Annotated in this window: 23 protein-coding genes; 11 read left to right on the forward strand and 12 right to left on the reverse strand. The window is 64.0% G+C overall.

What is annotated here, in order from left to right; all coding sequences use genetic code 11:
* Window positions 1-50 precede the first annotated feature (50 nt).
* Both fdhF and CHB87_RS12560 read left to right on the forward strand, forming a co-directional pair.
* Window positions 51-3,080 carry a formate dehydrogenase subunit alpha gene (gene fdhF, locus CHB87_RS12555; RefSeq protein ID WP_089408799.1) on the forward strand — a complete coding sequence of 1,010 codons (3,030 nt, stop codon included), beginning with the start codon at window positions 51-53 and terminating at the stop codon, window positions 3,078-3,080.
* 8 nt (window positions 3,081-3,088) lie between these two features.
* Window positions 3,089-3,547 carry a helical membrane plugin domain-containing protein gene (locus CHB87_RS12560; protein ID WP_089408800.1) on the forward strand — a complete coding sequence of 153 codons (459 nt, stop codon included), beginning with the start codon at window positions 3,089-3,091 and terminating at the stop codon, window positions 3,545-3,547.
* Between the two features lie 3 nt (window positions 3,548-3,550).
* Here the strand turns inward: CHB87_RS12560 and CHB87_RS12565 are convergent, their stop codons facing one another.
* Together CHB87_RS12565 and CHB87_RS12570 are read right to left on the reverse strand one after the other, a co-directional pair.
* Complete coding sequence (locus CHB87_RS12565) at window positions 3,551-3,934, reverse strand: type II toxin-antitoxin system VapC family toxin (RefSeq protein ID WP_089408801.1); 384 nt, start codon at window positions 3,932-3,934, stop codon at window positions 3,551-3,553.
* Complete coding sequence (locus CHB87_RS12570; protein WP_089409079.1) at window positions 3,931-4,215, reverse strand: hypothetical protein; 285 nt, start codon at window positions 4,213-4,215, stop codon at window positions 3,931-3,933. Before CHB87_RS12570 ends, CHB87_RS12565 begins: the two co-directional genes overlap by 4 nt.
* A 62-nt stretch (window positions 4,216-4,277) precedes the next feature.
* Between CHB87_RS12570 and kdsA the strand changes: the two genes are divergently transcribed.
* Window positions 4,278-5,108 (forward strand): 3-deoxy-8-phosphooctulonate synthase, encoded by an 831-nt coding sequence (kdsA, locus tag CHB87_RS12575; RefSeq protein WP_089408802.1) that lies wholly within the window; start codon window positions 4,278-4,280, stop codon window positions 5,106-5,108.
* Between the two features lie 207 nt (window positions 5,109-5,315).
* Here the strand turns inward: kdsA and CHB87_RS12580 are convergent, their stop codons facing one another.
* The 3 genes from CHB87_RS12580 to CHB87_RS12590 all read right to left on the reverse strand — a co-directional run bounded on the left by CHB87_RS12580 (window position 5,316) and on the right by CHB87_RS12590 (window position 7,926).
* Complete coding sequence (locus tag CHB87_RS12580; RefSeq protein WP_089408803.1) at window positions 5,316-6,221, reverse strand: OmpA family protein; 906 nt, start codon at window positions 6,219-6,221, stop codon at window positions 5,316-5,318.
* A gap of 355 nt (window positions 6,222-6,576) precedes the next feature.
* A complete protein-coding gene (locus CHB87_RS12585; protein WP_089408804.1) occupies window positions 6,577-7,089 on the reverse strand; it encodes a DUF2393 family protein in 513 nt (170 codons plus the stop codon).
* A gap of 63 nt (window positions 7,090-7,152) precedes the next feature.
* Window positions 7,153-7,926, reverse strand: a complete 774-nt coding sequence (locus tag CHB87_RS12590) for an ATP-binding protein (RefSeq protein ID WP_089408805.1) — start codon at window positions 7,924-7,926, stop codon at window positions 7,153-7,155.
* A 176-nt stretch (window positions 7,927-8,102) separates the two neighbouring features.
* On the opposite strand from CHB87_RS12590, the gene rpmE reads away from it, so the two are divergent.
* The gene (gene rpmE / locus CHB87_RS12595) at window positions 8,103-8,345 is read left to right on the forward strand and encodes a 50S ribosomal protein L31 (protein ID WP_089408806.1); all 243 of its coding nucleotides are present in this window, start codon (window positions 8,103-8,105) and stop codon (window positions 8,343-8,345) included.
* A 66-nt stretch (window positions 8,346-8,411) separates the two neighbouring features.
* On the forward strand, window positions 8,412-9,659 hold the full coding sequence (gene dusB / locus CHB87_RS12600) for a tRNA dihydrouridine synthase DusB (protein ID WP_089408807.1): 1,248 nt from the start codon (window positions 8,412-8,414) through the stop codon (window positions 9,657-9,659).
* Here dusB and CHB87_RS12605 read toward each other — a convergent pair.
* The 5 genes from CHB87_RS12605 to CHB87_RS12625 form a co-directional block, all read right to left on the reverse strand.
* Complete coding sequence (locus CHB87_RS12605; protein WP_089408808.1) at window positions 9,656-10,171, reverse strand: cupin domain-containing protein; 516 nt, start codon at window positions 10,169-10,171, stop codon at window positions 9,656-9,658. The genes dusB and CHB87_RS12605 overlap by 4 nt on opposite strands.
* Window positions 10,172-10,424: 253 nt before the next feature.
* A complete protein-coding gene (locus CHB87_RS12610) occupies window positions 10,425-10,742 on the reverse strand; it encodes a hypothetical protein (protein ID WP_142988331.1) in 318 nt (105 codons plus the stop codon).
* On the reverse strand, window positions 10,735-11,019 hold the full coding sequence (locus tag CHB87_RS12615) for a BrnT family toxin (protein WP_089408810.1): 285 nt from the start codon (window positions 11,017-11,019) through the stop codon (window positions 10,735-10,737). The genes CHB87_RS12610 and CHB87_RS12615 overlap by 8 nt, the downstream gene beginning before the upstream one ends.
* 2 nt (window positions 11,020-11,021) lie before the next feature.
* Window positions 11,022-12,605, reverse strand: coding sequence for a hypothetical protein (locus tag CHB87_RS12620; RefSeq protein ID WP_089408811.1), 1,584 nt, complete (start codon window positions 12,603-12,605; stop codon window positions 11,022-11,024).
* The gene (locus CHB87_RS12625) at window positions 12,599-13,150 is read right to left on the reverse strand and encodes a YfiT family bacillithiol transferase (RefSeq protein ID WP_089408812.1); all 552 of its coding nucleotides are present in this window, start codon (window positions 13,148-13,150) and stop codon (window positions 12,599-12,601) included. Before CHB87_RS12625 ends, CHB87_RS12620 begins: the two co-directional genes overlap by 7 nt.
* 111 nt (window positions 13,151-13,261) lie before the next feature.
* Between CHB87_RS12625 and CHB87_RS12630 the strand changes: the two genes are divergently transcribed.
* The 6 genes from CHB87_RS12630 to CHB87_RS12655 all read left to right on the forward strand — a co-directional run bounded on the left by CHB87_RS12630 (window position 13,262) and on the right by CHB87_RS12655 (window position 19,460).
* The gene (locus tag CHB87_RS12630; protein WP_089408813.1) at window positions 13,262-14,146 is read left to right on the forward strand and encodes a glycoside hydrolase domain-containing protein; all 885 of its coding nucleotides are present in this window, start codon (window positions 13,262-13,264) and stop codon (window positions 14,144-14,146) included.
* A gap of 82 nt (window positions 14,147-14,228) precedes the next feature.
* Window positions 14,229-15,692, forward strand: a complete 1,464-nt coding sequence (gene tldD, locus CHB87_RS12635) for a metalloprotease TldD (protein ID WP_089408814.1) — start codon at window positions 14,229-14,231, stop codon at window positions 15,690-15,692.
* Window positions 15,693-15,697: 5 nt separating this feature from the next.
* Window positions 15,698-16,006 carry a hypothetical protein gene (locus CHB87_RS12640; protein ID WP_089408815.1) on the forward strand — a complete coding sequence of 103 codons (309 nt, stop codon included), beginning with the start codon at window positions 15,698-15,700 and terminating at the stop codon, window positions 16,004-16,006.
* A gap of 97 nt (window positions 16,007-16,103) precedes the next feature.
* Window positions 16,104-16,412: a hypothetical protein gene (locus CHB87_RS12645; RefSeq protein WP_089408816.1), complete on the forward strand. Its 309-nt coding sequence runs from the start codon at window positions 16,104-16,106 to the stop codon at window positions 16,410-16,412.
* Window positions 16,413-16,520: 108 nt separating this feature from the next.
* On the forward strand, window positions 16,521-17,903 hold the full coding sequence (locus CHB87_RS12650; protein WP_089408817.1) for a TldD/PmbA family protein: 1,383 nt from the start codon (window positions 16,521-16,523) through the stop codon (window positions 17,901-17,903).
* Window positions 17,904-18,044: 141 nt separating this feature from the next.
* Complete coding sequence (locus CHB87_RS12655) at window positions 18,045-19,460, forward strand: excinuclease ABC subunit C (RefSeq protein WP_089408818.1); 1,416 nt, start codon at window positions 18,045-18,047, stop codon at window positions 19,458-19,460.
* A gap of 63 nt (window positions 19,461-19,523) precedes the next feature.
* On the opposite strand, the gene CHB87_RS12660 is transcribed toward CHB87_RS12655, so the two are convergent.
* A complete protein-coding gene (locus CHB87_RS12660; RefSeq protein WP_089408819.1) occupies window positions 19,524-21,089 on the reverse strand; it encodes an ankyrin repeat domain-containing protein in 1,566 nt (521 codons plus the stop codon).
* Between the two features lie 199 nt (window positions 21,090-21,288).
* Window positions 21,289-22,053 (reverse strand): SDR family NAD(P)-dependent oxidoreductase, encoded by a 765-nt coding sequence (locus CHB87_RS12665; protein ID WP_089408820.1) that lies wholly within the window; start codon window positions 22,051-22,053, stop codon window positions 21,289-21,291.

A 22,053-nucleotide genomic window follows, 5' to 3' on the forward strand; every position in this document is an offset into this window, starting at 1 on the left:
GCCGCTGCGGGTGTACACCTCAAGATAGGTCCGGGAGCATCTGACGCGATATGGTTGTCACAAAATCTCTGCTGAACACGCCGCTCGACACCACGCCGAACACGACGATCACCGTGAACGGCCACGCAGTCCACGCTCACCTGGGCGAATATCTCGTCGCCGCGTTGAACCGGCACGCCGACGCGATGAAGGCCAGGCACGTACCGCAGGTCTGCTTTCTGCCGGCCATGGGGCCGATCCAATCGTGCGACACCTGCATGGTGAAGGTCGACGGCAAACTCGTTCGCTCCTGCGCGACGCCGGTGAGCGCGGGCATGGCGGTCGAGACCGAGGGCGAGCAGGTGGATGTCGCGCAGCGCGAGGCCTTCGACCGCATCCTGCAGAATCACATGCTCTACTGCACGGTCTGCGATAACAACAACCAGAACTGTACGATCCACAATGCGGTCGCCGATCTGGACATCAAGCACCAGGCGCGCGAGTACACGCCGAAGCCGTACGAAAAGGACATGTCGAACCCTTTCTACCGCTACGACCCGCAGCAGTGCATCCTGTGCGGGCGCTGCGTGGAGGCGTGCCAGAACGTGCAGGTGAACGAGACCCTGACCATCGACTGGGACTCCGCGCACCCGCGCGTGCTGTGGGATGGCGGCGAAAAGATCGAAGGTTCGAGCTGCGTGAGCTGCGGCCACTGCGTCACCGTCTGCCCGTGCAACGCACTGATGGAGAAGACCATGCTGGGCCATGCGGGCTACCTGACGAACCTGCCCGGCAAGGTGCTCGACGACATGATCGAGGTGGTCAAGGGCATCGAGCCGCCGATCGGCTATGGGCCGATCCTCTCGCTCTCCGAGATGGAGGCCGAGATGCGCAACGAGCGCGTGAAGCGGACGAAGACCGTCTGCACCTACTGCGCGGTCGGCTGCAGCTTCGACGTGTGGACGCGCGACCGGCACATTCTGAAGATCGAACCGGGACACGGCCCGGCGAACGGCATCTCCACCTGCATCAAGGGCAAGTTTGCGTGGGGACACATCAACGCGGACGACCGCCTGACCACGCCGCTGCTGCGTCAGGGCGACACCTTTGTTCCCGTCTCGTGGGAGAAGGCGCTCGATGTGATTCAGGAGAAGTTCACCTCGATCAAGGCCAAGCACGGGCCGGATGCGCTGGCCTTCATCTCTTCCTCGAAGACGACGAACGAGGAGAGCTACCTGATGCAGAAGCTGGCGCGGGCGGTGATCGGCACCAACAACGTCGACAACTGCGCGCGCTACTGCCAGAATCCGGCGACGGCTGGGCTGCAGCGTACGGTGGGCTATGGCGGCGACTCGGGTTCGATCGCGGACATCGAGACGGCGGGACTGGTCTTCATCATCGGCGCGAACCCGGCCGAGAACCACCCGGTGCTCTGCACGCGCATCAAGCGCAGCCACAAGTTCCGCGGGCAGCGGCTGATCGTCGCCGACATCCGCAAGCATGAGATGGCCGAGCGGGCGGATATGTTCATCCGGCCCAACCCTTCGACCGACGCGGTCTACCTGACGGCGCTGGCGAAGTACATCCTCGACCACAATCTGGCCAATATGGCGTTCATCGAAAAGTGGGTGAACAACTTCGAGACCTTCCATGCATCGCTGAAGCCCTACACGCTGGAGTACGCCGAGCAGGTCACCGGCATTCCGGCCGCGACGCTCATCACCCTGGCGAATGAGATCGCCGCCGCCGATGGCGTCTGCATCCTGTTTGCGATGGGCGTGACACAGCACTGCGGCGGCTCGGAGACGGCTACGGCTTTGTCCAACCTGCTGCTGGTGACGGGCAACTACATGCGTCCCGGCGCGGGCGCCTATCCGCTGCGCGGGCACAACAACGTGCAGGGCTGCAGCGACTTCGGCTCCATGCCGAACGTCTACAGCGGCTACCAGAAGGTGGACGACGAGACGATCCGCGCAAAGTTCGAAGCCGACTGGGGCGTCGCGCTGCCGACCACGACCGGCAAGGACAACCACCAGATGATCGACGCGATCCTCGAAGGCTCGCTGAAGTCTTTGTACATCAAAGGCGAGGACACGATCACGTCGGACTCGAACGCGAACTTCGTCGGCAGCGCGCTGAGCCAGCTCGAGTTCCTGATCGTGCAGGACATTAACTTCTCCGAGACCTGCGCATACGCCGATCTCGTTCTGCCGGCGGCGGCGTCACTCGAAAAGGACGGAACCTTCACCAGCACGGAGCGCCGCATCCAGCGCATCAACAAAGCAATGGAGCCGCTGGGCGAGTCGAAGCCCGACTGGGAGATCATCCAGTTGATCGCCAACCGCATGGGCGGCAACTGGAAGTACAAGCATCCGAGCGACGTGATGGACGAGGTCGCTCGGCTCACTCCCCTCTTCGCCGGCGTGAACTACGAGCGGCTGGAGGGTTACAAGTCGCTGCAGTGGCCCGTCCATGCAGACGGTACGGACTCGCCGCTGCTCTTTACGGAGAAGTTCCCCTTCCCCGACGGCAAGGCGAAGTTCAGCGTGATCGAATACATGCCGCCGTCCGAGGAGACGGGCAACGGCGTCTACGATCTGCACCTGAACAACGGGCGCCTGCTCGAACACTTCGAACAGGGCAGCATGACCTCCCGGACGCCGGGCATCCGGGAGATCACGCCCAACAGCTTCGTCGAGGTCTCGCCGGAGCTGGCCGCCGAGCGCAACATCCAGAGCGGCCGCTTTGTGCAACTGACCAGCCCCTTCGGGCGGGTGAAGGTGCAGGTGGTGGTCTCGGACCGGGTGCAGGGCAAGCAGCTCTACATGACGCTGAACTCGGTGGAAGAGCCGGTGAACAAGCTGACCAGCTCGCACACCGACCGGTCGACCCATACGCCGGCTTTCAAAGAGACGGCTGTCTCCATGACGCTGCTGCCGGAGAAGGGCGATAACCCGATTCTGCGCAAGAACTTCCGCCACGGCACGCGCACGCCGCAGATGGGGCTGGAGATCGAACGCAAGTGGGCGAAGCCGGAGTACCATCTGCCGGGAACCAAGCCGGCGGATAAGCTGGTTCAGATCAAGTCGATTACGATTTAGGAGTTTTCATGGCGAATCCGATTCCCTTCAAACCCGCGCCGGTCGACCCGAAGCACGAGCTGAACCGCCGCCTGAACGCCGCGCCCACGGAGCACGCCGAGGCATTGCTGGTCGCATACGACCTGCTGCAGTCGGCGCATGACCAGGGCCTGCTCGACCTCGTAAACGGCATGGTCGGCAAAAAAGACTTCATCGCCGAGAAGATCGCCTTCTATGCGAAGCAGCCGGAGGGCATAGCCGCGATCCGCAATCTGCTGAACGCGGTCAAGCTGCTGACCCAGCTCGATCCGGAGACGCTCGAACACCTCACCCGCGCGGTCGAAAGCGCCGCCGCGGAGCATAAGGCGGAGCAAAAGCCACCCAGCCTGTGGCAGATCGCGAAACGCGCTACCAGCGAGGACAGCCGGCGGGCGATGTCGTTCATGACGCTCGTGCTGGGGCACATCGGTAAGGCGCTGAAGGCCTGACCCTCAGGGCAGGTCGAAAAACTTCAACTCCGGCATGGGAAAGTCCTTGCGATTGTCGGTCATGAGAGTCAGGTCGTATTCAAGGGCCGTGGCGGCTACGATCATGTCGGGGAGACCCAGCGTTCGCCCCTTGCGTGCCCATGCGTACTGCAGCCGGCCCGCGCGCACTGCTATACCAGGAGTCAGGTCGGATACGTTCAGATCCGCGAAGAGCGTCTCTGCCATGGTTTCCTCCGCTGGCCAGAGCCCACCATATACTTCCGCAACGTTGATGACGCTCGTCATCAACTCATTACGCTCAAGAACAAGCTTGCTTAGCAACTGCCTACGACCTCGTCGATTTCGCAAAAGGTCGATCAGAACGGTGCTGTCAAGGAGCAATCTCACTCGTCCGACTCCAGGGCCTCAAGCACACTCTGGCGACGCGGCTCCCAACCGGCGCGCATCTTCCGCACCCATTCATCCGTTCCGAGAGCTGCAAGCTCGGGATGATCTTCATCGCGCATCACCGGCACATCGCTTTGCAAAAATTCAAGAAGACGTCTACGGCGCACCTCCGCGCGCGCCGTCTCTACCAGGAACGCGCTACGCCCACGCTTGCCGACCAGAGAATCAATCTGCTCCGCAAGTTCTTCCGGCATGACGATATGTGCCCGCACAGTTCCCATTGGCATCACCCACGGATATTGTGACATAGCCGCTGGATGCGCGCCGTGTTCAAATAATCAGGATGACCCAATCTTTCGAAGTCGGCCCGGTCGCCGTTGGCCGGGGCAAGCTCTTTCTGATCGGCGGACCCTGCGTGCTAGAGTCCGAGACCCATGCGCGTACGATGGCCGCCGCGATTCACCGGATCACCTCCGATCTCGGCGTTCCCTACATCTTCAAGGCCAGCTACGACAAGGCCAACCGCACCAGCATCCGGAGCTATCGCGGGCCGGGGCTGGTCGAGGGCTGCCGCATTCTCGCCGCTATCGCGAAGGACACTGGCTTGCCGGTCCTGACTGACGTGCATACGCCGGAGGACTGCCCGCGCGTCTCCGATGCGCTGGGAGAGGCGGAGTTGTTTCTGCAGATTCCCGCCTTTCTCTGCCGCCAGACCGATCTGCTGATCGCCGCCGCCGAGACCGGACGCGCGATCAACATCAAGAAAGGCCAGTTCGTCGCGCCTTCGGACATGAAGCACGCCGTGCAGAAGGTTCGCGACTCCGGCAATCAGCGCGTCAGCCTGTGCGAACGCGGAGCCAGCTTTGGCTACAACAATCTGGTCGTCGACATGCGTTCGCTGCCGATCATGCGGGAGTACGCGCCGGTGGTCTTCGACGGCACGCACTCGGTGCAGACTCCCTCCGCCGGCGATGGCGTCTCCGGCGGTCAGCCGCAGTTCATTCCCGTGCTCGCCCGGGCGGCGGTCGCAGCCGGGGTGGATGGCGTCTTTCTGGAGGTCCACGACAATCCCGCGCAGGCGAAGTCCGACGGCGCGAATGCGCTGCATCTGGACAATTTGAAGGGCGTGCTGGAGCAGTTGCTGGCAGTGCATGCGGCCGTTTCGCCGCGATGAGAGCAGCGGCAGAATCCCTTCGGGAAAAGAAAAAAAACGGCCCCCTCGCGTGAGGGGGCCAATCTGCCTTGGTTCTCTCTGGTTAGGAGAGCTTTGGAGCGGAGCTGCTCGTTACCGAGGGCAGCGTCTCGCAAACTTGCGGGCGGCGAGGTGGGAGCCTGCTTCGCTCCGGGCGTCGCCGCCCTGATTTACCGCACCTGCGCCGTGCTAGTTCGTGGCCGGTACGCTCGTACCGGTGGTTGGGGCCACGTTGCTGGCCGTGGGAGGAGCAGCCGGCGTGTCCATCGTCGCCAGGCTGTTATGCAGCAGCGTTACGCGGACTCCGTTGATCAACGGCTTCTCGCCGTCCGCGGTCGCCACCTGCTTCGTTGCGCCGAGACCGGTCTTGTAGATCCGGTAGATCGGCACCTGGTGCGCGGTCACGAGATACCGCACAACCGAGTCCGCCATCGCCTGCGAGGCAGGAACGCCAGCGCGGCTGTAACCCTGTACTTCTACGATGTAGCCCTTCTCGCCCTCGAGCTTCGTCGCCAGATCGTCGAGGTCGGCCTTTGCCTTCGTGCCGAGCGTGGTGTGGCCAGGGACGAACTTGACCGACTCAGCCGTAATCGGCTGATACTGGTCGAGATTCTGCACGGTACCATTCAACGAAGTGGTGCGATCGCTGGCGTTCGTGGCGAGATTGTTCGCCTGGCCGGCGCGATTGCCGGCGTCCTGCGCATGCTGATCGGCGGTGTTGGCCGCGAGCATCGCCTTGTTGATGCCGGCGGTGGCGCGCGAGTCTACATCGCGAATGTCGTTGGCGTTCTTGGCCTGAAGCTGATCGAGTTCATTGGTGCGATCCTTGATGGGATCGACCTGGCGATGTACCCACTTCTTCCGCGCGAAGGGGTTCATGTGACCCCAGAAGCCTTCCTTCGACTGCATCTCGAGGGGCTTGCCGGTCGCGTAAGAGCCGGAGTCGTCCGGGTTCATCGAAGCGTGTGCCGGGTCGGCGGTATTCTGTGCTGCGGGGGTTTGGGCACTGGACGGAGCGACCTGTGCAACCGACGTTCCCAATGCACTCCCAATCAAAAGAACCGAAAGACCGAGAAAGTTCCGTGTGTTCGTCATTCTGATTTTCCTCCCGCCCAGGCTTTGGATAGTCAGGGCCAGCGTAGCCAGACTGCGGCTGCGCTTACGGGAAGAGATAAAGCAGCTTGGGGGCCAAAGTGAGATCGTCCAAACAAACAACACAAAATAAACAACTTGCATCAATTTCCACAAGCTGATCCACAGGGAAGGTTCCAGGTGTTCCTCTCCGTTCCTGCCAGGCATAGGGAAAAAAATTCCCTATAAGGGCGCGCATCCATCAAAAACGTTTGTCATTCCTCGCGATTGTTTGTCATCCTTCTTTACGCGGTAGGCGACGCGTTAAATGAAAAGCCCCATGTCTCAGAGTCGAGACATGGGGCAGCCGCGGCGGCGGCTATTCGACGTGGGTGACGTGGATCTCGGGAAGCTGCTGGTTCCAGTTCGCGCCGATCCCTTCGAAGATGAGGCGGAACTCGCGCTCGTCGCCCGGCTTCAGCGGCGTGGCGGCGAGCGTCTGGGTATCGATATAGGGCTCGTGCGAGCGGATGAGCAGAAGCTGGACGGTCTCGACCTCGGGCGGCAGGTTCTCGTCATTGGCAAAGAGCACCTGCACGGTCGCGCCGGTCACGGTCTTGGCGCCGGTATTTTTTACGACTCCGTCGATAAAGGTGAGCTTGCCGCCGGAAAGATTGGTCGATTCGCTCATCGCCACCTTCGAGATGGCAAGACTCGCGGCGTAGGGGTCGAGCGGACGCACGGCGTTTACGGGGCCGCTATCTTTGTGGCGGCCCGCCAGCAGCAGCCCGCCGATGGCAAGCAGGACGACCAGCCCGGCGATCAGCCAGGGCGCCTTCGACGACTCTTCGCGCTCCGGCACGCGCTTGCTGAACAGCTTCGGTTCGCTCATCGGTAGTCAGTGACTCCTGTTAATTGTCATTCCCGGAGGGAATCTGCTTCTGTCTTTATACCGTCAGGCGAAGCTGGCGCGCTTCACCTTCTGGCGAAAGTCCTCGCCGTGCATCTCGACGACGACGCACATCTCCTGCAGCCGGCTGCGCATGCGCTCGCCGATGCGGTCGCCGAGGGTCTCCTCGCGGACGGCGGGACGGGCGTAGTTGCCGCTGGGCGCAAGCTCGGTTCCGAGCGGCGGGTGGTTCGCGTAGTTGGTCGTGATGATGGTGGTCCGGCGGTCGTTGTAACGGGTGTTGAGGATGTGCGCGACCGTGTCCCAGACCCAGTCGGTCGGCTTGGACGCTCCAAGCTCGTCGAGGACGAGCACCTCGGCCTCGAAGACGGGCTTGAGGATCTCGAGTTCGGTCGCCTGCACGCGCTGGTTGTAGCTGTTCTGCACCTGCTTGAGCAGTTCCCGGTAGTCGCAGAAGAGACCCGTGGCGCCGCGTTCGGTCACCAGAGCCTGCAAAATTCCGACGGCGAGATGCGTCTTGCCGACGCCGATCGATCCGGTCAGGATGATGCCTGTGCCTGCCGTTTCAATGGGATAGCCATCGACAAACTTCCGCGCGCGCATATGCGCCGACCCGATGGAGCGGGTGGCGCCGTGAAAGCGCACGTCGAACTCGTCGAGCGAGCAGTGCTCGTAGCGGCGAGGAATCTTCGCCTGGTTGAGCATTCTGGCCGCGCGACGCTGCACACGGCAGACGCAGTCGCGCACGAAGCGCGTGCCGTCCTCGCGTTCGATCAACCGCTGGCCGCTGTTACCGCAAAATTCGCAATCTTCCGTCATGGCTTCTAACAGTATCGCCGATGAATCCAATTGCCCGCTGTGCGAATCAAAGGTACACTGAGGAAAGCGCCTACCGGCAGCGCGACAGGCCCTTCGATGTGACGTGAACACTCCGTTTGCAAGCGAACCGCAAGCCGGACAGCCAAACTTTGAGATTCAGTAGAAGGATTTAGATCATGCCGAAGACCGGAATCCACCCCGCTTACAGCGAAATCGCAGTCAAGTGCGCCTGTGGCAACACCTTCCAGACGCGTTCCACCCACAAGGGCGACATCCTGCTCGAAATCTGCGCCGCCTGCCACCCGTTCTTCACCGGCAAGACCAAGCTGATCGACACCGCCGGCCGCGTGGACCGCTTCCGCCGCAAGTTCGCCGCGTCGGATGCAGCCAAGGCCGCAGCCGCCAAGGAAACCAAGTAACTGAAGCCGTAACCCGTAAAGGCCTCCGCCGACAACGCGGAGGCCTTTACACTTTATGAAGAACCTATGCAGAAACACTGGGACAACCCGGCCATCCACACCATGCCCGAGCAGGCGCGCGTGCCTGCGACCCTGACCATCGGCAACGTTCACATTGCGCCCGCGACGGTGCTGGCGCCGATGGCCGGCGTCACCGACACGGTCTTCCGCCGGTTTATCAAGAACGCGAGCAAGTTCACGCCGGAGTCCACCGATTCGAACGTCGAGGCGACGCAGACCAATCAGCAATCCGGATGCGGGCTGATCATGACCGAGTTCACCTCGGCCGATGGGCTCAGCCGCATGCGCGAGGTCAAGCGCAAGCGTTACCTGACCTACTACGACGACGAGCACCCGATCTCGGCGCAGATCTTCGGCAGCAATCCGGAGACGCTGGCCGATTCGGCGCGCATCTGCCAGGACGCGGGCTTCGACATCGTCGACCTGAACCTGGGCTGCCCGGCCAAGCGCGTCGTCGCCTGCAATGGCGGCAGCGGCCTGCTGCGCGATCTCCCGCTGATCGAGGTGATCTTCAAGCGCGTGCGCGCGGCGGTGTCGATTCCCTTCACGGTCAAGTTTCGCATGGGCTGGAACGACAAAAACATCGTCTGCGTGGAGCTGGCGAAGCTGGCCGAGGACTGCGGCCTGAACGCCGTGGCGCTGCATGCGCGCACCCGCGAGGACGGCTACTCCGGCCAGGCGCGGTGGGAGTACATCGCCGCCGTCAAAGACGCCGTGAAGATTCCGGTGATCGGCAATGGCGACATTCTGACGCCGGAAGACGCCGCCGCCATGGTCCATGCGACACGCTGCGACGCGGTGATGATCGGCCGCGCGGCGCCTGCGAATCCGTGGATCTTTCGCCAGATCGCGCAGTACACGGCCACCGGGACCTACGACAAGCCGACCGACCAGGATCGCTACCGGATGATCCGCGCGTACTTCGAGATGCTGCTGCACGAGTTGGCCGAGCATCCGATCGTGCTGGGCACACCGGGCGAAGAGCTGACTCCCGAGCAGATCAAGCTGCAGCGCAACCGCGAGTCCAGCCTGCGCGAGACGATCGGCAAGATGAAGCAGTTCGCAAGCTGGTTCACGCACGGGATTCCGGGCGGAGCCGCGCTGCGTCGGCAGATCTTCGACTCGAAGAACGGCGACGCGGTGCTGGACGCTGTCGAAGCGTTCTTCGAACAGCGCCGCAACCTCGTCGCTCAGATTGGCGTCCCGCTCGATGAGCCGGAGCTGGTGGGCAGCAGCTATCCCTTCCGGGGCTAGACCTTACCGGATGTCGAGATGAGGGTGAAGGTGACGCTGCCCTCGGTGCTGCGCTTGTGCAGGGTGTTGCGCGGAATGACGAGCATGTCGCCCTTCTTGAGGATCATGGTCGTGCTGCCGACCGACTCCGGCGCGTTCCACTCGCCGGGTTTGGAGCTGTGTGCGCCCTTGGGCGTGCCGCCGATCTCGTAACGAGTCTCGCCTTCGACGACCTGGAAGATGTGGTCGCGGCCCTCGTGCCACTCGAACTCCTTGGCGCTCTTCTTCTCCTCGACGGTCAGGACGATGGTGAAGGGCAGGGTTGCGGGCGTGGAGATGTTGTCGTTACCGGGCTTGGCCTGCAGGGCTTTGAACTTCTCGGCAAGCAGGGTGCCGGGAAAGAGCTGAACCTTCTCGGTCGCGACAGGCGCCTGGCCGTCTGCGGCATAAAGAAGCTGGTCGGTAAAGGTGAGGCTGGCGGCGGCGAGGGGCGCGGCGCGAAGGAAGGTGCGGCGTGTCGGACGAATGGCCATGCCGGAAGTGAATCACATCCGACGCAGGGATGCCAAGCGGCGGGTCTAAGCGGACTACCTTCAGGTCTCAAGCAGCAGCCCGCAATGCTTGTCATCCTGAACGAAGTGAAGGACCTGCTTCAGGCTTTTTGTCGTTGCCTGTTCATGCTCCGGTCCGAGGCGGAAGACAAGCAACAGCAAGAACAAAAGCAGGTCCTTCGGCTACGCTCAGGATGAGGCAGCTGGGGCTGCTCGCCAGCAAAAGGTAATCCCCCTAAGCGGCCGAGGATTGGTCCTGCGATTCCTCTTCCCGCAGCAATGCTTCATGGAGAAGCGCCTTCAGATAGGTCTGCCGGTCGAGCCCCTTGCGTTCAGACTGCCGCGCCGCCATGGCGATATCGACGGGGTCCAGCGCGATGGAAGCCTGTTTTGCAGCATCGAGCGCCGCAGCACGCCGTGAGACTGTTCCGTGCCCCAGCGTTCCTTCGCCTTTCGCCCGTTCCAAAACCTGCAAGGCAAAGTTTGGGTTGGCATCCCACCACTCCGCTTCTTCTTTTTCGCTTTGGAACTTCGGCATTTGCAACTCAGTCATGCCCATAGTTTGCTCCTCTTTCCCTGAAATAAAAAGCCCGAAATAAGGGTGTTGCGCGATATGCAGTGAGCACCCGCGTGAGTTCTCCCCGCAATGTTGTGATCACGACGAGCATTCTCCCGGAGTGAGTCATTCCGACTTCGACGTATCTCTGTTCCCCCTCACAATCCTGCACGCCGGCATCCACGGGATCATTTTCCAGCGCCTGCTCCGCCTCCTCCGGCGTGATCTCGTGCTCCGCAATATGCCGGATATTGGCTTCGTCCCAATCGTACATAGTCACCTCAGGTCCGTACTCCGCTTCCGCCACACCGTCTTCACCTGCGCTCGCCAGCGTTCGTCCACCGCGACCAGCGTCCAGTCGACACGCTTCGAGAGATAGCGCAGGACGACCTCGGTCGCGGGATGGACGCGCAGCGCGGGAGCCACGAGATACAGGCGCGGCGCCTCCACCGACAGGCGGATGCCGCCGAAGTAGCCGTGCCGCTGGAACTCGCCCAGGCCGGTCTGGTAGTCCGGGTTCTGCGTGTGGTGCCAGCGAACGCGCACCCAGTAATCCAGCCCCTGCAGCGCGAGGTGCAGGTCTTCGTCCGCCTTGATCTCGATCACGGCGAGCCGGCCGTCCTCGTGAACCGAGAGCAGGTCCAGCATGCCGCGGTCGGACGCGGCGATCGCCGGCACCTGGGTGTACACATGGGCAGGATCGAGCTTCGGATCGATCAGGCGGATGTCCTGCCGGAGCGCGCCTTCGAGCCAGCGTTCGGACTGCATGCGGTAGAGCGGATCCTTCTTGTTGCCGGTCGCGGAGCGGCGTTCGAAGAGCCGGGCGATCATCGCGCGCAGGTCCTGCTCGTTTGCGGGCGTCAGCGGGGTCTCGTTCGCGCCGGCGCCGAAGGTGAGCTCCTGCATCCGGTTGAAGCTCTCGGCGCTCGTGCCGAGGCGGGCGCGGGCAAACTCCAGACCGTGCAGGAGGAAGGCCATCTCGGTCCCGCTGCGAACTCTATGCTCCACAAGATGACGCTTTTCCGGCGGAACCAGCGCCATGACCTGCGCGGCGGATTCGGCGAAGCGCTCCCGGGCGGCGGCGACGTTCGGCGCGTGGATGAGACGGCTGGCAAGATTGCCCTGGTCGGCCGTGTCCCTGGGCATCAACTCCTCGTCTCGTTCCGTCAGCTCCCACAGCTCCCACTGTGCGGCGTCGCCGTTGAGCCAGGCCATGCGCGCCAGCGTGAGCGCGCCCATGCCGGGCGGGACGACCAGCTTCAGCCCCTGCACGAGGCGTTTCGTATTCGAGCGGCAGTGTTCGAGCCACAGGATGCCGAGCGTCAGGATGCCGTCGATGGTCGCGGGAGTCTCCTCCGCGTTGACGCCGATGACAGCCCAATTCTGCACGCCGCGCACCAGCATTCCGCGCGCGTACGCGGGGCCGAAGCTCTTTTCGAGGTCCATGGCGGTGCGAAATCCGTCGGGAGTCCACTCTGGCAGGGTGCGGGCCAGGGCTCGCTCCAGCACCTTGACATAGCGCGTTCGAGTGGCGTCGCGGGTGGTCGGGGTTCTGCGGTCTTTGTCTCCCGCGATCTCCAGAATCTGCGGCTTCGTCTGGCCGAAGCGCAGGGTGCTGAGCTTGAGCACCTTGTTGCGCAGCTCCACGGCGACGATGCGGCGGACGAGGTTGCCGGTCTCGCCCCACAGATGCAGGGTGCAGCGGCCGTGCTCGGTCGAGAGCGTGTACTTCGCCTCGCCGAGGTCGAAGAGCGCCTTACCGTGTTCGAGCACGACGGCGCGCGGGTACTCGGCGAGATAGTCCTCGAGTGCCGAGGCCAGTTGCGCCGGGGTCTGCTCAGGCTGGGACTTCGCTACCACTCTTCCCTTGCCCGCAGGTGGGTGATGTGCGCAAGGTGATGGCGCGCGTGCCAGCCGTAGTACAACGTCTGATCCGCCAGCGTCTGGGGGCCGTGGACCGGATGTTTGAAGCCGCGTATCCACTGCTCTTCGGTCAGGGACTGCAGCAACATGACCCAGCGGGCGTGCAGGGATTCGATCAACTCAAGCGACCACTCGATGGGCGCGATGGAGTCGTGCAGCGTGGCCCAGGCGCCCTCGTCGTAGGGTTTGACCGTCGGCCAGTCCTCGGTCAGGCCGAGGCGCAGGCGGATGAAGGCATTCATGTGGCTATCGGCGATGTGGTGGACGAGCTGCCGGACGGTCCAGCCGCCCTCGCGGTAGGACGTGGCGAGCTGTGCCGCGCCCAGGCCGGCGACGGCGTTGCGCAGTTGCTCCGGCAGATCCGCCAGGGTGGAGATGGCGCCGATGCGATCGTCTTCGGTGATGTTGGCAGGCTTTTCGAATTGGCCGATGGGGTAGCGCGGATCGGCATCGTCGGGGATGCAGTTGGCGGCAAGGCTCATGGGGTAAAACCTAGCACATGGCGGGGTGCGGGAATCTTCGTGCTTGCAGGATCTGCGCGGGGGCCGTAGCCTCGTCTTCAGTTGGGGCGATTTTATCGAGGAGTCTGTCGCATGCGCATGATGTTGGCCGCCGCACTTCTGGTTGCGGGGCTTGTCGGTTGCAGTCAGGCGGAGAAGACGGGTTCGTCCCCGGCACAGTCGCATCTTACGTTCATGGCGAAGGACTACGCAGGCTTCGACCGCAACCTCTACCCCGGCGACGACGCGCTGCCGATGCTGCGCAAGCGGTTCGCCTTTGCGGGCTACTGGCTGAACAACCCACCGGGAGCGAGCGTCAACACCTGGATCGGCAAGCGCGAGATCATGCGCAAAGCCGGCTTCGGCTTTTTAGTGCTCTCGAACGGACACATCGACGACGAGCTGCAGGCGCAGAAGAAGAAGGGCGTGGCCGCCGATGCGCTGGGGCGCAAGGACGCCGCCGACGCCATTGCCGCCGCGAAGCGAGAGGGTTTTCCGGCTGGGACGATTCTGTTCCTTGACCAGGAAGAGGGTGGGCGTCTGCTGCCCGAGGCGGCGGAGTATCTCTTCGCATGGACCGAGACCGTCGCGCACTCGGCCTACAAGCCGGGTGCGTACGTGAGCGGCGTGCCCTCGGACGATGGCGACGACGGCAAGGGCCACAAGCTGATGATTACCACGGCGCAGGACATTCAGCAGCAGGTAGCCAAGCGACATCTGAGCCCGATCGCGCTCTTCGTCTATCAGGATGGGTGCCCGCCCTCGAACGGCTGTACCGTCTCCCCTCCAAAGCTCAACGGCAGTGGAACGCCGGGCGCGGTGGCGTGGCAATATGCGCAGTCTCCGCGACGACCGGATGCGACGAAGGCGTGCGTGAAAACGTATGCGCCGGACGGGATGTGCTATGCCGCGCCGGAGTCGAAGATCTTCGTCGACCTCAATGTGGCGGGATCGGCGGACCCTTCCCGTGGGCGCTGACGCTCGAAATCTACCAAATATGTAGCGGTTGCGCGCGGCGCAGGATTTGCCGGGGGTTCCCGCATAGCCTATCATCAGAAGAATGACGCTTTTCCCCGCGGAACAGATTACAGACCGGCCCGATCACAAACGTTATTTTATCGAGAAACTTGGCCTGTCCGAACGGCTGATGGAGCGTTGCCTCGGCGAGGCGCTCTCCGCCGGTGGAGACTACGCGGACCTTTATTTTGAGTCGGTTACGAGCACCTCGCTCGGCATCGACGAGTCCCTGGTCAAGACGGCGAGCCAGGGTATCAGCGTAGGCTGCGGTATCCGGGTGGTCTCGGGCGAACGGACGGGATTTGCGTTCACGGACGATCTTTCGAGTGAACGTTTACTCCGCGCGGCGCGCACGGCGGCGCTGATCGCCAGCGGTCCGGCCAAGGAACGGGTCAGCGGATTCAGCCATGTGGATACGCCCTCGCTCTATCCCGTCGCGGGCGTCGGCTCGGATGCGGAGATTGCCGCGAAGCTGGCGCTGATTCAACGCGCCGACAAGGCCGCGCGTGACTTCGACCCGCGCATCGTGCAGGTGAGGGCGGGCATCAACGACGAGCTGCGGCGGATTCTGGTCGCCGCGTCGGACGGAACGTACGCGAGCGACACGCAGCCGCTGGCGCGGTTGAACGTCTTCGTCATCGCGAAGGATTCGCAAAGCACGGCGCGCGGCACCAGCGGCGGCGGCGGACGGGTGACGCTGGACTTCTTCGAGGGCCACAAATCCCCCGAGCACTTTGCACGCGAGGCTGCGCGTACCGCCATCCTCCAGCTTGGAGCGGTGGAGGCGCCCGCGGGCGAGATGGAGGTGGTCCTCGGACCGGGCTGGCCGGGCGTGCTGCTGCACGAAGCGGTTGGACACGGTCTCGAAGCCGACTTCAATCGCAAGAAGACCTCTGCGTTTGCCGGGCTGATCGGCCAGCAGGTAGCTTCGTCGAAGGTCACGGTGGTCGACAACGGCACAATCGCCAACCGGCGCGGGTCGTTGAACGTCGACGACGAAGGCACGCCGACGCGCGAGACGGTGCTGATCGAAAACGGCATTCTGAAGGGTTTTCTGTCGGACAAGCTGAACGCGCGCCTGATGGGCGGGGCCAGCACGGGCAGCGGACGCCGCGAGAGCTATCACCACATTCCCATGCCGCGCATGACGAACACCTACATGCTGAACGGCGACGACATGCCCGAGGACATCATCAAGAGCGTGAAGCGCGGGCTGTATGCGGTGAACTTCGGCGGCGGGCAGGTAGACATCACGAACGGCAAGTTCGTCTTCTCGGCGAGCGAGGCGTACCTGATCGAGGACGGCAGGGTGACGCGGCCGGTGAAGGGCGCGACGCTGATCGGCAACGGACCAGAGGCGCTGAAGTACGTGTCGATGGTCGGCAATGACCTTGCCCTGGACGAGGGCATTGGAACGTGTGGCAAAGCCGGGCAGAGTGTGCCCGTGGGCGTCGGAATGCCGACCATTAAACTCGACCGCATGACGGTCGGCGGAACAGGACAGTAAGGGACATGGCAGCCGAACGCGAGAAGATCTACGAGTGCGAAGTGAAGCGGCGGCGAGTCAAGGCCGGGGGCGGGTACGAGCCGTTCTGGAAGGTGAAGCCGGTCGCCGATGCGCTGGTCGACGCCGATACCGAGTTTCGTTGCAAGGACTGTCACGGCGCGGTCAAGCTGCTGGGCAAGACGAACAAGCCCGGCTCGCCGGCCTATGTGGAGCACAAGCTGCCCGAGGACTCCGCGGTTTGCGCGAACGGCTTGCTGTTTCGCAAGGCGACCGACGGTCGCGAGCCTGGCGTTTCGGCCCATCCAGTCGAATAAATTTCAATTTCAAGACGGTACGACTGCACTGCACGCGCGTTACGATCTGCACCTGAGACCCGCCCAACCGGACGAGCAAGCATTGAGGATCAAGACCATGGCAAGCGAACGCGAGAGATTCTACGAGTGCGAAGTGAAACGCCGCAGGGTACGCGCCAAGGGCGGGTATGAACCCTTCTGGAAGGTGAAGCCGGTCGCCGAGGCGCTGATTGACGCGGACACCGAATTCCGCTGCAAGGACTGCGGCGGCGCGGTGAAGCTCTTCAAACGCGCGACCGCGGGAGCCGTAGCGCCCTATATCGAACACAAGCTGCGCGTGGACTCGGAGTACTGCCCGTCGGGTATGTACTTCCTGCAGGCAACGGACGGGCGCGCGGCGCGTGCTTCGGCAAATCCGGTGCGTTAGCCTTTTGTTGTCATCCTTCGCGAAGCGGAGGATCTGCTTTTCAAACGATCGTTCGCAGAGCCTTTTTCAACGGGGCTTTGCGAACGATTCTTCCATGAAGGAAAAGAAATGCCGACCGACGTACTGCAATCGACCGACCTGAAGACCCTCGCCACCGAAGCCCTCGAACGCGCCATGCGCGCTGGCGCCACCGATGCGGAGGCCGTCTGCTCCGAGGGGGATGAGTTCTCCGCGCTCGTCCGGCTGGGGCAGGTGGAGACGCTGAAGGAGTCCGGCTCGCGCGCCATCGGGCTGCGGGTCTTCATCGGCCAGCGCACGGCGAGCACCTCGTCGTCGGACCTCTCGCCCGAGGGCATTGCGAAGCTGGTCGAAGGCGCGGTGATGCTGGCGAAGATCACCAGCGAGGACCCCTTTGCCGGGCTGCCGGAGACGCATGAGTTCGGCCAGTTGCAGGGCGACCTGGGGCTCTACTTCGAGGATGTAAACGAGCAGCCGCCGGCCGAGCGCATCGAGATCGCCCGCCGTTGCGAGGCGGCGGCGATGGCTTTCGACACGCGCATCCAGAACTCCGGCGGCGGCGACTTCGACACCGCGACCGGGCACAAGGTGCTGGTCAACTCGCGCGGCTTCGTGGGCGAGTACCGGCGATCGTACTGCGGCTTTTCGGCGGCGCCGATCGCGGTGGACGCCGCGGGCAAGATGCAGCGGAACTACTGGTATTCGAGCTCAAGGACCATGCGGCTGCTTGAAGATCCCGAGGAGATCGGCCGTGAGGCGGCGCGCCGGACGCTCCGCCGCATGGGCGCCAGGCAGGTGAAGACGCAGCGCGCGCCGGTGGTGCTGTCGCCCGAGATCGCGCGGTCGATCATCGGCAACATCTTCGAGGCGGCGAACGGCGACGCGATCTACCGGCATGCGACGTTCTTTGACGGCATGCTGGGCGAGCGCGTGGCGGGCGAAAACGTAACGGTAGTCGATGACGGCACGGTCGTCCGCAACGGCATCGGCGGCTTCGGCACAACGCCCTTCGACGGCGAGGGCCTGCCGACGCGCCGGACGGTGCTGGTCGAAAACGGCATTCTGAAGAGCTACGTGCTGAACAGCTACACGGCGCGCAAGCTGGGGTTGAAGTCGACCGGCAATGCGTCGCGCGGGCTGGCGGGCAATCCGGGGATCGGCGCGCACAACTTCTATCTCGAACCCGGCACGCTGACGCCGGAGGCGATCATCGGCGACGTGAAGCAGGGTCTGTACGTGACGGAGACGATGGGCTTTGGCGTCAATCTGGTCACCGGCGACTACAGCCAGGGCGCGAGCGGCATCTGGATCGAGAACGGCGAGCTGACGTATCCCGTTGAGGAGATTACGATCGCCGGGAATCTGAAGGATATGTACAAGAATATTTCGGCGATCGGGAACGACCTGGTCTTCCGCAGCGCGGCGGCCGCGCCTACGCTGCGGATCGATGGGATGATGATCGCGGGGGCGTAGGTGCTTGCCTTTGCTGTTGTCGTTCTTGTTGTCATCCTCGAAGAGGATCTTCTTTCCTTCCACAGAAGCAGAGGGCGTAAAGCAGATTCCCTTCGGGAATGACAACAAGAAAAGCACCCGTGTAGCCGGTAGAATCGTCCAGTGGCGACGGCCTTTCAATTCGAGCATCGGGTCGCGTTTGAGCCGGACCGGGCGGCGGAGATTCTGCGCGAGGTGCCTGCGGTTCCCGGCGTCTTCGCGCTGCGTGGCGCGCGGGAGACGGACGAGCCTTACCTGACGCGCACGGCCGATCTGCGGCGGAGGATGGTGCGGTTGCTGGCGCCGCCGGAGTCGCAGTCCAAGCGGCTGAACCTGCGGGATCGGGTTGCAACCATTGAATACTGCGTGACAGGGTCGGAGTTCGAGTCGACGCTGGTCCTCTATCACGCGGCCTCGGCGATCTTCGGCTATGCGGAGGCGCGTCGCCGGCTTCGGCTGCATACGCCTTATTTTCTGCGATTTACGGCGGAGAATGCACACCCGCGAGTGTATTCGACCAACAAGCTTTCGAAACGAACGCTGGCGACGACCTATGGTCCCTTCCCTTCGCGGGCGGCGGCGGAGCGGTACTGCGACGCGGTGCTGGACCTGTTCAAGCTGCGGCGCTGCTGGGAGGAGTTGGAGGTCAGCCCCGAGCATCCGGGCTGCGCGTATGGCGAGATGAAACGCTGCATGGCGCCCTGCAACCAGACCTGTTCGGCGGAGGAATATGCCGCCGAGGCGCGGGCGGTGCAGGCGTTCTTCGAGACGCATGGCGAGTCCATGCTGGTGGAGATTGCGCGGGAGCGCGACACGGCCTCGGCCGATATGGAGTTTGAAAAAGCGGCTGCGGCGCATGCGCAGTACACGCGGGTGAAGGCGGCGGCCTCATTGGCAGACGAGCTCGTCAGGCCGATCCCGGAGCTGCGCGCGGTGATCGTACAGCCGGCGGCGAAGGACGAGGATCAGAAAGACCAGCCGGATCAGGCGGCGATGTTTCTGCTGCAGGGCGGATGTCTGGCGGGTCCGGCGCGGCTTTCGACACTGGGAGTTCGCGCGGTCAAAGAGCAGACGAGTGTGGGGAGTTCGTTGTTCGCGCAGCCGTTGATGTTGCAGGCGGTGCCGCTCTCCGGAGAGCCAGTGACGGCAAGCGAGTCGCCGGAGGTTCGCGCGGCGGGGGTGGTGGCTTCGCTCGAGGATCGTCTCCGCTCCGCCCATGTCTCAGAGCCTGTCGATGTGGCTTTGCTGAGCGATCACCTTTCGCTGCTGCGGCGATGGTACTACCGGCCAGAGAAGCAGCGGACGGGCGAGGTCTTTCTGCCGAATCCAGACGGCGGCTGGCCGTTGCGGCGAATTCTGAACGGCGCGGCGCGCGTGGTGCTGGGTGCGCCGAAGGAAATGGCCGACACGCAGCGGGACGCGGTGGCGGCGGCCAAGGTGAAGATACTGCACGAGGGACGGCCGGATGTGGAAAGAGTTGTGCCCGTTGTGAAGCGCGGACGGCGCCCGAAGGCGTCTCCGCTTCAGACGCCTGAATGATCGAACCCTGCCTCTGCTGATCGCGTATGGGACGCTGGCGGCGACCCATACGCGGGTCGAAGATCAGGGCGTGTGCTGGCGGATGACGGCGAGAACCTCCTCGGCGGCTTCAACCGGTCCTTCGGGTTTGGGGATCTGGGCTCCGGCGGCCAGCAGCGCATGGGCGACGGCGGGATAGTCGCCCTTGTCGCGCAGCCAACTGTTCATCGAGCCATGCAGCGTCCAGCCGAGCGGGCTGCCGCCATGCTCGGCCTCGAAGACGTTGACCGGCGCGTTGTACGCGAGCAGGTCGCGGACCATGGCAAGATTACCGTGCCAGGCGGCGTAGTGCAGCGCGGTCTGGTTGTTTTCGAGCCGCGCGTCCGCGGGCCAGCCAAGCGCGAGCAGTTGAGCCAGAGCGCGTGTATTGCCCCGCACGGCGATGCCGACTAGACGGCGTGCCGCGGCCGGGGTGAGCTTCGCACAAAGCGTGGGGTGATGTTGGACGATGCGTTCGACGAGTGGTTCGTCTCCCACCTCGGCCGCCTGCGCGAGCCGCAGCCAGAGCGGGCTGCGCTGCATCAGCAGGTCGTAGACCGCCGTATGGCCGAACTGGTGGGCGAGCATCTGCGGCGACTTCGTCCAGCCGAAGCCGAAGAAGTAGATGCAGCCGCCAGATTTGGGATCGCGCTTGGGGAAGAAGCGCTCGCTCACCGTCATGCGGACGCACTCGGGGTCTTCGTTGAGGATGGCTTCGACCCGAGCGAGATCCCCGAGGGCCGAGAGCATGAGCAGGTCGGTCTGGGCGCCGCGCTCGACGAGGTAGCGCGCGACCATGTGGCCGCCGCCGGCCTCCCGGTAGCGCGGCATGCCGTCGCCGGGGTCGGCGATCGAGACCTGGTACTGCGCGGCGGTGGATTCATGGTCGATGTCGCGCGCGTCGAGCTCCGCGCCATGGTCGAGGAGCAGGGCCGCAATCTCGACCGTGGCGGCGAAGTGGAGCGGAAGCTGGCCGTCGCCGCCGCGTGCGTGGACGAGCTGCGGGTCGGCGGCCAGCAGCTCGCGGACTCGGTCGATCAGGCCGAGCCGCGATGCGGCGTGGATGTCCACCGTGGCGCCCCGCGCGATCAGCCATGCCGAGAGCTCCGGGTTGGCGAAGTCGAGCGCACCGAAGCTGCCGGCCCACCAGCGGGTGCGCTGGTCGATGCTGGCGCCGGCTTCGAGCAGAGCCTCGACGATCTCGCGGCTCTGGCGCATGGCGGCGAAGACGAGGGCAGGCGTGTCGAAGCTGAGGCCGGGCAGCGGCTCATCGAGCGTGGCGCGCAGTTGCGGATGACGCGCGAGGACCTGGCGCACGAGCTTCGCGTCGAGCGCCTTGAGCGCGGCGGCGAGGGCGGCGGCGGGGTCTTCCGAGGCGACCTCGACATGCAGCTTGAGCGCGGGCCAGGTGGCAAAGCCGTACTCGCGTGCGATGACGTGGAGCGCATCGGCGAGCTTCGGCAGCGGGGACGCGATACCGCAGGCGGCAAAGCGCGCGATCGCAAGGGCGTCGGCGGCGAGGCCTTCACGCTGCAGCGTGCGGGCCTGATGCTTGAGATGTTCGAGGCTGGGGCGTGCGGGCAATTCCCGCAGAGACGGTTCTGAAGACATGGCTCACTCCTTCTTTAGAGCCCGCGATCCGCTTCGCCGGGCGAGAAGAGAGTGGGTTATGGTCGTTCGAAGGAGCAAAGGTGGGATGATCCCTTTCCGCGGACGGGGTGCACCCTTGGTGTGCGAAATCCATGGTATCAGCACCCCATTCCACATGCGATGAAAGATTCAAAGTCCCGCCCTCTCAAGGCAAGCCCGGTTAGAGCTTCGTTCCGCCGTCCACGGGGATGCTGGCGCCGGTGATCCAGCGTGCGCCATCGGACGCAAGGAAGGCGACGACATCGGCGACATCCTCGGGCTTGCCCAGCCGCTTCAGCGCCTGCATGCCGAGGGCGACGTTTCTTCCCGCTTCGGTCTTGGTGAAGTTCGACATGTCGGTGTCGATGACGCCGGGCGCGACGGCGTTGACGCGAATGCCCTTGGGCCCAAGGATCGCAGCCCAGTTCCTGACCAGGGTTTCGAGGGCGCCCTTGGTCGAGGCGTAGGCAAGAATCGATGGGTTTTCAAGCGCGGGGACGCCCACCACCGAGCCGGCCACGACAGAGGTGATCGCGACGATGTTCGAGCCTTCGCCCAGTAACGGCAGCAGCTCCTGCACGAGGAAGAACGGGCCTTTTACGTTGGTGGCGTAGAGCGTATCGAGGTCCTCGGGCTTGTAGTCGGCGAGGCGCGCGGACTTGCTGACGCCGGCGTTCGCAACCAGTATGTCCAGCCGGTCGCCGACGATCGACCGCACGCTGCCTGCGAGCAGGCCCGGCCCCTCGGCGGCCGCAAGATCCGCCTGCACAGCGTCGGCCCGTCGCCCGCTGCCGCGAATCTCGGCGACGACGGCCTCGGCCTCTTCGGCGGAACGGCCGTAGTGAACCAGTACATGAGCGCCGGCATGGGCCAGGGCCAGCGCGGTGGCGCGGCCGATGCCCCGCGACGCTCCCGTGACAAGCGCAGTTTTACCTTCGAGCGTCAT

The organism is Granulicella rosea, from assembly GCF_900188085.1.
Taxonomy (GTDB): Bacteria; Acidobacteriota; Terriglobia; order Terriglobales; family Acidobacteriaceae; genus Edaphobacter; species Edaphobacter rosea.